1 protein-coding gene is annotated in these 494 nt (G+C 51.4%); it reads right to left on the bottom strand.

Going from position 1 to position 494, the window contains the following annotated elements; genetic code table 11:
• A partial coding sequence (locus VT06_RS17275; protein WP_046555571.1) for an Ig-like domain-containing protein occupies window positions 1–494 on the bottom strand: 494 nt, incomplete at both ends.

Raw genomic sequence — 494 nt, 5'->3', positions numbered from 1 at the left:
TTACTACCACATCAAATTCAGTGTCAGCCGCTAAATCGCTACCGGCGACATCAACAGACCAGCTGCCATCGGCTTGTACGGTAGTGGTGTAGGTGACACCATTAATTATCATGGTCACCACATCGCCCGGGGCAATATCGCCGCCAGTAGCGGTACCAGTAACCGTGATGGTACCGGCTGCTTCAGCGGCATTAACGACATCATCGGCGGTAATATTATTGACTGAAACGGTGCCTGCTGTTGCTCCGGTATCGACAGTATGGGTCGAGGTGCCAATTGAATCTACAGTATTACCTGCAGCATCAGAAGACGTTACTACCGCATCAAATTCAGTGTCAGCAGCTAAATCGCTACCGGCGACATCAACAGACCAGCTGCCATCGGCTTGTACGGTAGTGGTGTAGGTTACGCCATTAATTATCATGGTCACCACATCGCCTGGGGCAATATCGCCACCAGTGGCAGTGCCGGTAACGGTAATAGTACCTGCAGCT

This window comes from Arsukibacterium sp. MJ3 (assembly GCF_000987765.1).
GTDB lineage: Bacteria > Pseudomonadota > Gammaproteobacteria > Enterobacterales > Alteromonadaceae > Alishewanella.
The sequence above is the reverse complement of the archived record's forward strand: the minus strand, read 5'-3'. Positions and strand labels throughout refer to the sequence as shown.